The sequence below is a fragment of the Synergistaceae bacterium genome (assembly GCA_012521675.1).
Classification (GTDB): Bacteria; Synergistota; Synergistia; order Synergistales; family Aminobacteriaceae; genus JAAYLU01.
In genome coordinates this window covers 46,685-54,732 of sequence record JAAYLU010000070.1, presented here as the reverse complement: position 1 = coordinate 54,732, position 8,048 = coordinate 46,685, and the positions used below count along the sequence as shown (strand labels likewise).

The 8,048-nt window shown below is 62.0% G+C and carries 5 protein-coding genes; 4 read left to right on the top strand and 1 reads right to left on the bottom strand.

Features of this window, described 5'->3' with window-relative positions:
- Positions 1-1,074 (bottom strand): serine dehydratase subunit alpha family protein (locus GX181_07335; GenBank protein NLM71753.1); only part of this gene is annotated, 1,074 nt, incomplete at its 3' end.
- A 336-nt stretch (positions 1,075-1,410) separates the two neighbouring features.
- On the opposite strand from GX181_07335, the gene GX181_07330 reads away from it, so the two are divergent.
- The 4 genes from GX181_07330 (at position 1,411) to rocD (ending at position 7,949) form a co-directional block, all read left to right on the top strand.
- On the top strand, positions 1,411-2,496 hold the full coding sequence (locus tag GX181_07330; protein NLM71752.1) for a nitronate monooxygenase: 1,086 nt from the start codon (positions 1,411-1,413) through the stop codon (positions 2,494-2,496).
- A gap of 94 nt (positions 2,497-2,590) precedes the next feature.
- Positions 2,591-4,894: a mechanosensitive ion channel gene (locus tag GX181_07325; protein ID NLM71751.1), complete on the top strand. Its 2,304-nt coding sequence runs from the start codon at positions 2,591-2,593 to the stop codon at positions 4,892-4,894.
- A gap of 3 nt (positions 4,895-4,897) precedes the next feature.
- Entirely contained in the window at positions 4,898-6,556 is a 1,659-nt protein-coding gene (locus GX181_07320; protein NLM71750.1) for a M20/M25/M40 family metallo-hydrolase, read from the top strand.
- A gap of 166 nt (positions 6,557-6,722) precedes the next feature.
- Positions 6,723-7,949 (top strand): ornithine--oxo-acid transaminase, encoded by a 1,227-nt coding sequence (rocD, locus tag GX181_07315; protein ID NLM71749.1) that lies wholly within the window; start codon positions 6,723-6,725, stop codon positions 7,947-7,949.
- Positions 7,950-8,048: the final 99 nt, after the last annotated feature.

Here is an 8,048-nt window from a genome sequence, read left to right as displayed (position 1 = left end):
GTCGCACACCATGCCTACGAGGTTCCCGAGGATGATCAGCATCGCCTGGGCCGCCTTGGCGACGTCCCTCGTCTTCAGGTAGACCATCGCCGCCGCCGCGCCCGCGCCCGCCGCTACGGAGCAGCCGCAGGTAGGTGTAAGCCGGCCCGTGCGGCTCTTGACGTAGCTGGTGGCCAGGTGGCTGAAGGCCACCGCCTTGGCCGTCTCCTCCCGGCTCGCCCCGTGATGGGCCGCGAAGATCGCCACCGGCAGTATGGCGGTCACCCCGTGGTTGCCGCTGCCCGCGCTGCTCATCACCGGCATCGACACTCCGGCCATGCGAGCGTCGGAGGCGGCGGCCGCGAAGGACTTTATCTTAAGGCTCAGATCCTCGGAGTTGTAGCACGCGCCGGAGACCTTGCGGATGGTCTTTCCGATGTTCAGCCCCGTGTCGTGGTCCTGGTCGAAGCCGTACTCGGCGATGGCCATGTTCATCTCGACCCCCTCGAGCACGTAGTCGATGTCCTCCTCGTCCATCGTGTCCACCAGCGAGACGAGCTCGGAGAAGCCCATGGCCGCAACCTCGTCGGGTATGTTCTTGCCCTGATTCTCATCCCCCGAGGAGGCGGCGGTGAAGACGACCGAGCCGTCCACCTCGACCTCGACTATGCCTGTGTGGGTCCCCTCGATGCGGCAGACCGCCTCGTGGCCGGGGGAGCGAAGCGACGCCTCCACGTAGACCCCGTGGCGGTCCATGTCGGGGACGATCTTGATCGCGCCCCTTTCGATCAGCTTCATCGCTTCGGCGGCATGGTCGGCGCCGCAGTCCTTCAGCACCTCGAGACCGTACTCCGAACGACCGCACAGGACTGCGAGAGCCGCGGCGACGTTGTTGCCCTTGAGTCCGTCGGTGCCCGGGATACCAACGTCCATGCCGTTCTTGTAGATGCTGTCGCTGACGGTCACGAGGACGCTCTTGACCGGCTCGGACAGCTCCTCTCTCGCCCGGGCGACGGCAAGAGCCACCGCTCCGGGCTCGGTACACCCGAGTGCAGGCTTCACTTCGCTCTCCAGGAACTCCTTGATGGTGAACATCGTATCTCCCCTCCATGCAGAAAACTGACTAGCCTGTTATTCTTGGACTCGCCCGTGCGGGCGGATGGTATAACTGTCTGATGATTATATGTCGATTTTACCTCTCTGTCGAGGCTGGTGGGGCCCTGAATCAGCGCTTGGGGCTCGCTGGTATTTTGGTCGAAGAGGGTCCGGCGGGGTTGCTTGGCTGCTGTGATGCCTGCCCGCCCGAGGAGATGCAATCGTCATGCTGCTATTGCCTGTATCCTTCGATATAGTATAGAATGAGTCGTCGCGGCCATGTCTTTTTCCTTGAAGTAGAGGACTGGCGGAACACTAAGCAGAGGAGAGAGTTTTTTGACCACAACACTTCCGGTACTGAAATTAGGTAAGCACACGCCCCGCTTTCCGCTTGTCCAAGGCGGGATGGGCGTCGCCATCTCGGGCCCGAGTCTCGCGGGACACGTGGCAAAATGCGGCGGAGTGGGGACCATAGCCAGCGTGGGGCTTGCTGCGAACTCTCCCCACTACAACGGCAAGAACTACTTCGAGGCGAACCAGATAGCCGTAAAGGAGGCGATCGCGGATGCGCGGAAGATCGCCGGCCCGGACGGCGTTATAGCGGTTAACTGCATGGTCGCCCTCACCGACTACGACAGGCAGACTCGCTCCGCATGCGAGGGCGGAGTCGACGTAATAATATCCGGTGCCGGGCTTCCGCTGAGGTTGCCTGAGTACACGCGCGACTTTCCCGACGTGGCCCTGGTGCCGATAGTAAGCTCCAAGAAGGCGGCCGCCCTCATCGCCCGGCGCTGGGAGAAGACCTACGGCAGGGCCCCGGACGGCTTCGTGATGGAGACGCCCAAGTACGCCGGGGGACACCTCGGGGTCACCAAGATGGACCAGGTGGACGACGAACAGTTCTCGCTGGAACAGGTAATCCCGGAGCTGGTGGAGTACGTAGAGAAGGAGCTGGGCAGGGACATCCCCGTGATAGGCGCGGGTGGCATCTGGGGGAGGGAGGACATGCTGAATGTCTTCTCGCTCGGTGCGAAGGGAGTGCAGGTCGGCACGCGCTTCGCCTGCACCTTCGAGGGGGACGCCTCCGACCGCTTCAAGCAGGCCTACATCGACGCCACGGAGGAGGACGTAGTGATAATCCAGAGCCCCGCCGGGCTTCCGGGACGGGCGCTGAAATCCCCATTCGTCAGGCAGTACCTGGAGGGCGACGTCAAGAGCAAGCCCTGCATGGCAAACTGCCTCACTCACTGCCGCTACAAGACGGACAAGGAGACCTTCTGCATAGCCCAGGCCCTGATAGACTCCTTCCGCGGCAACTGGGAGGAGGGGCTCTTCTTCTGCGGCTCCAACGTCGTCAAGATTACCGAGATGCAGCACGTGGCCGATATAATGCGCGAGTTCTTCCCCGGCGAGGATATTTAGGCTCGGCCGGGGCATTTCCATCCGGGGTTTCAAAGGACAAGGCGGGGGAGAGGCTCCCGCCTTGTCTGGTAGTTGTATCGAGGAGGCGGTGTCGATGAGAGGAGCCAGGACGGTCTTTGCGCCGGTCGTTTTAGGACTGTTGTGCGCTTTGTTGATAGCTTCGGTGATGCCCGGCCCCGCGATGGCCGAGGAGGCGACGGACACGTCCGACCCCCCCGCCGTCGCCCGGTCAGAGGTCCCGAAGACGCCGTTCGAGGGGTTCTCAAAACAGAGCGTGAACGCGAGGATAGACGAGATCCAGAAGGAGATCGACTCGATAGTCTCCGAGAAGGACATACTGATAGAGGAGCGTTTGGCGGAGGAGGAGGACATCCGCAGGGCGCTGATATCGCTGGGTTCGCTGCAGAACGTCTACTCCAGGTACCTGACCGTGATCGACAGGCTCGAGGAGGCCAGGAACGGGGAGGAGGAACTTCCTCGAAAGACGGAGGGAGTCGCCCCGGGAAAGCCCGGTTACAATCTCTCATATTACGAGGATGTGCTGAACCGCTTCGAGACGGCGGTTCACAAGCTGGACTCGACCACGTCCAGCATCCGCCTCTCCGAGAGCAACCTTGTCTCCCTCAAGGAGCATGAGCAGAGGCTGACGGAGCGCTACCGGGAGCTGCTGAAGGCGCCGGAGCCGTCGAGCGGGCCGGAGCGTCTGAGGAGGTCCCTTCACATCACCGAGGCCGATGCGGACCTCGAGGCCGCGCAGGTCTCGCGAGAGGCGCAGAGTATCAGCATCGAGACTCAGAGGATCCTCCAGGCCAGGGCGCAGGCGGAGAGGGACGAGTTGGCCAAGGAGCTCGCCCATGTCGAGGAGAACCTCGTGTTCGACGAGAAGGACCGGGACGACCGGCTGCAGAGCATCGGGGAGCGCATGGCCCAGGCCCGGGAGAAGCTGCCTGCTCTCAGGGATGAGAGGGAGAAGGCCCGCCTGGCCCTGTCCAGAAAGCAGGGAGCTCTCACCAGCGCCCGCAGCGACAAGGAGAGGCAGCTAGCCCAGGCCGCCGTTGCGGAGCAGCAGGTCGCCCTTCAGCTTGCCCAGGTCGTGCTGGAGCAGGCCGAGCAGGAGGTCCAGTTCCTGGAGGAGGAGCAGCGTATCTGGGGCCTGAGATACATGTTGATAGAGGGGAGCCTCAAGGGGCAGGAGATCTGGGACATGAGGGCCGAGGCCCAGGCGCGCCAGAAGAACCTGGAGAACGTGATAATGGTCCGCCAGAGGAGCGCCTCGTCCATACAGGCGGAGATAGTCTCGGCCCAGAAGGAGCTGGAGGAGAGCGAGAATTTGTCCGTGGCGGCGCGCATCCGCTCGCGGCTGAACCTGCTGCATCGCACAGCTGAGGCGGCCAACGCGACCATGGCGATGGTTTTCCCCGTCATCAGCCAGTACAACCGGCTGGAGGAGGAGATAAACGATCGCATAGACGCGGTGAACATAGCCGAGAGGGTGACGGCGTTCGGCAAGGAGCGCTTCCTGGCCTTCTGGAACATAACCCTGTGGTCCGGAGAGGGCTTCGACATCACGGTTTGGAAGCTCTCCTTGGCCGTGGCCCTCTTCCTGGGAGCGTTTCTGCTAAGCGGCAGGCTGACGGAGGCCCTGAGCAGGATGCTCTTCGCCCGGTTTGGAATGGACAACATGGCGAGGATGGCCGGAAAGAAGATACTCTTCTTCCTGTTGATGGGGGCCTTCATCCTCGTCGCGCTCGACCTGGTCGGGATACCACTGACCGCTTTTGCCTTCCTCGGCGGAGCCCTCGCCATCGGAATCGGATTCGGCGCGCAGGACTTCTTCAACAACCTGATAAGCGGATTCATAATCATGTTCAGCATGCCCATCAGGGTCGATGACATTATTGAGATCGACGGACAGTTCGCCACGGTGGAGGAGATAGGGAGCCGCGCCACGCGCATAAAGACCTTCGACAACATTGACGTTCTGATGCCCAACAGCTACTTCCTGAACAACAAGATCGTCAACTGGACCCTCACGGACAAGAGGATCAGGACGATGGTCAAGGTGGGCGTTGCTCACGGCTCCGATGTCAGAAAGGTGGAGGAGCTGCTGCTGCTGGCGGCCACCGACCATACCCGAGTGCTGAAGAACCCCGAGCCGTTCGTGGTCTTCGGCGATATCGGGACGAACGCCCTTGAGTTCACCCTCTACCTGTGGATAGACATGGGCAACGCGTCCGGCATGAAGGTGTGCAGCGACATCCGCTTCCGCCTGGTATCTCTGTTCGAGAAGCAGGGGATAAAGATTGCTCCGCCGAGGATGTACGTCTGGCTGGACCGACCGAAGCAGGCCGAGCTCGATCATGGCGAGTCCGAGGAAGCGACTCCGAAGGAGGTCTAGCCGGTGCTCTCCTTGAATGAAAAGGATCTGTACCGCCTGTTGCTCGATCTCGTTTCGATTCCGAGCGTATCGTACTCGGCGGAGGAGAACCGGGTTGCCGAGTTTATTGTCGGGATTCTGGGAGAGCTCGACTACTTCCGTCGAAACCCCTCGCACCTGCGCCTGCTACCGATCGACGAGGACAGGCTGGGCAGAAGCGCCGTGGCGGCCCTGGTGAAGAGTGCCCCCGCGACCGAAAGGACGGTCGTCATCACCGGGCACTTCGACGTGGTGGACGCCGGGGCGTGCGGCCACCTCAAGCACCTGGCCTTCTCCCCGGAGGAGTACACGAGGCGAGTGGGGGAGCTGGAGATACCGGAGGAGGCCAGGGCGGATCTGGCGAGCGGCGAATACCTGTTCGGCCGCGGCGTCTCGGACATGAAGGCGGGCATCGCCCTCGAGATGTGCCTGCTCGCAGAGGTATCCCGCCTCGATTCTTTCCCGGCGAACGTGCTCTTTCTCGCGGTCCCCGACGAGGAGAACAGCTCCGCCGGCATGAGAGGCGCCGTGCCCTGGTTGGTTCGCCTGCGCGAGGAGTGGGGGGTGGACTATGTCGCATGCCTCAACGCCGAGCCGTCGGTGGGAGGCCGAAGCTCTCCCGCCGCCGTGTACGTCGGCACCATCGGCAAGCTGATGCCCTTCTTCCTGTGCGCCGCTCGAGAGGCTCACGTGGGCGACTACTACGACGGGGTTAGTTCGTCCCTGGTAATGGCGCACCTTGCGATGCTGCTCGAGGGGGCGCCGGAGACGGCGGAGGAACACGAGGGAGAGAGGTTCCCCCCGGCGGCGTGTCTGCGCTTCCGCGACCTGGTCAGGAACTATTCCGTCACGATACCGGAGAGGGCGGTAGCCTGTTATAACGTCCTCACTGTCTCGAAGACCCCGGCGCGGGTCCTGGACGAGATGAAGGAGACGGCGGAGCGAGCGCTTGACATGACGCTGGAGCGACTCGCCGGGTACGGGGAAAAAGCGGGCACGGGCACTCGCTTTGCGGGCAGGGTGCTCTCATTCGCCGAACTGGCGGAACGTGCGCGAAGGCGCACCGACGGATTTGACGCAGCGCTGAAGGAGTTCACCGAGTCTCTTCCCGATTCTCTGGACGAGCGGGAGAGATGCATCGAGGCGGCCTCCTTTCTTCTCGACCTGTCGGGCGAGAAGGGTCCGCTGATAGTGGTCGGATTCCTGCCCCCCTACTACCCTCCGAGGCTCAACAGGCGGGAGACGCCGGGAGAGCTCTCCCTGCTTCGAGCCGCCCGCAGGCTGGTGGAGGAGGCCGCCCCTTCGGGCGTGGAGATCAGCATGGTGGAGGTCTTCAAGGGCATAATGGACATGAGCTACTTGGGATTCCAGGGCGAGCCCTCCGAGCTTGATGCCCTCGCCGAAAACATGCCCCTGTGGGGGAGCGCCTACCGATTCCCTCTCGAAGACCTCAAAAGCCTGGACGTCCCGATAGCGAATTTCGGTCCGCTGGGCAAGGATGATCACAAGAACTCCGAACGCATCAACCTTCCGTACTTCCTTCGCGTTCTGCCGCCGCTGTTCATGAGATTCGTCGAGCTGATGGCCCTTGAGGCGGATGCCGAGGGGGAACGAGGCCTCGAAAACCGCTCTAATAACCCCTAAAAGAAGAAAATATTATGTATTTCTCCTCTCGCGCGTTGCAATTATCCGCGGCGAGGGGCATAATACTCTCAACCTGACCGAACCAGAATTTACAAGTTATGAAATACTAAACTATGGTTTATTTTTGTTCGAGCGCGGGTATATCAACGGAGAAAGAAGGGGCAGCATGTCGAGCAGCATATCTGAAGAGCTTATGGAGATGGAGAACGAGTACGGAGCGCACAACTATCACCCGTTAGAGGTGGTCATATCGAAGGCGGAGGGCATCTGGGCCGAGGACCCGGAGGGCAGGCGCTACATGGACATGCTGTCCGCCTATTCGGCGGTGAACCAGGGGCACAGGCATCCGAAGATAATCAAGGTGCTGAAGGATCAGGCGGACGTCCTCACCCTCACCTCGCGCGCCTTCTACAACGACCGGTGGCCGCTCTTCGCGCGGAAGCTCGCCGCCTTCACGGGCAAGGAGATGGTGCTTCCGATGAACACGGGGGCGGAGGCGGTGGAGACGGCCCTGAAGACCATAAGAAAATGGGGCTTCACGGTGAGGGGCACGCCGAAGGACAGGGGGGAGATCATCGTCTTCGACGGCAATTTCCACGGCCGTACCATCACCATAATCTCGTTTTCCACCGACCCCGACGCGACGGAAGGCTACGGCCCCTTCACCCCGGGGTTCAGGGTGGTCCCATACGATGACCTTGAGGCGGTGGAGCGGGCGGTGAACGAAAACACCATCGGTATCCTGGTCGAGCCCATACAGGGCGAGGCGGGCGTGGTCGTCCCCCGCGACGGCTTCCTCAAGGGGCTTGAGTCCATCGCGCGCAGGAACGGAATTCTCTTGGCAGTTGACGAGATACAGACCGGATTCTGCCGCACCGGAAAGGATTTCGCGTTCCAGCACGAGGGAATAGACCCGGATATCATCATCATGGGCAAGGCACTCGGAGGCGGCGTATTCCCCGTGTCTGCGGTAGCGGCGAACAGGGATATACTCGGAGTCTTCAAGCCCGGGACCCACGGGTCCACCTTCGGCGGAAATCCCCTGGCCTGCGCCGTGGCGACAGCGGCCATCGACGTGCTGGTTGAGGAGAATCTGACCGAGAGGGCCGCGGAGCTAGGCGAGTACTTCATGAAAGGTCTGAGGGCGATTAACTCGCCCGGGATAAAGCTGGTGAGAGGCAAGGGGCTGCTAATAGGGGTGGTGCTGAACGAATCCGCAGGAAAGGCGCGACTCTATACGACAGCCCTCAAGGAGAAGGGGCTTCTTTGCAAGGAGACCCACGACTGGATCATCCGCTTCGCGCCGCCGTTGGTGATAACCAGGCAGGAGATAGACCAGGCGATCGAGGCGATCAGCGAGGTCTTCTCGCAGACTCCCGTGTCCTGCGTGTAGCGGCGAACCGGATGGAGTCGGCTACAGAGCGGGCGGTCTGGCCGGGAAGCCCCGCCAGTATGCAGGACTCTACCCCCGGGAGCTCCCGCCTCCGGTAAG

Bases quoted from the DNA above. Each gene is read 5' to 3' on its own strand.
- GX181_07325 (NLM71751.1), top strand. From the start codon at position 2,591: ATGAGAGGAGCCAGGACGGTCTTTGCGCCGGTCGTTTTAGGACTGTTG.
- rocD (NLM71749.1), top strand. From the start codon at position 6,723: ATGTCGAGCAGCATATCTGAAGAGCTTATGGAGATGGAGAACGAGTAC.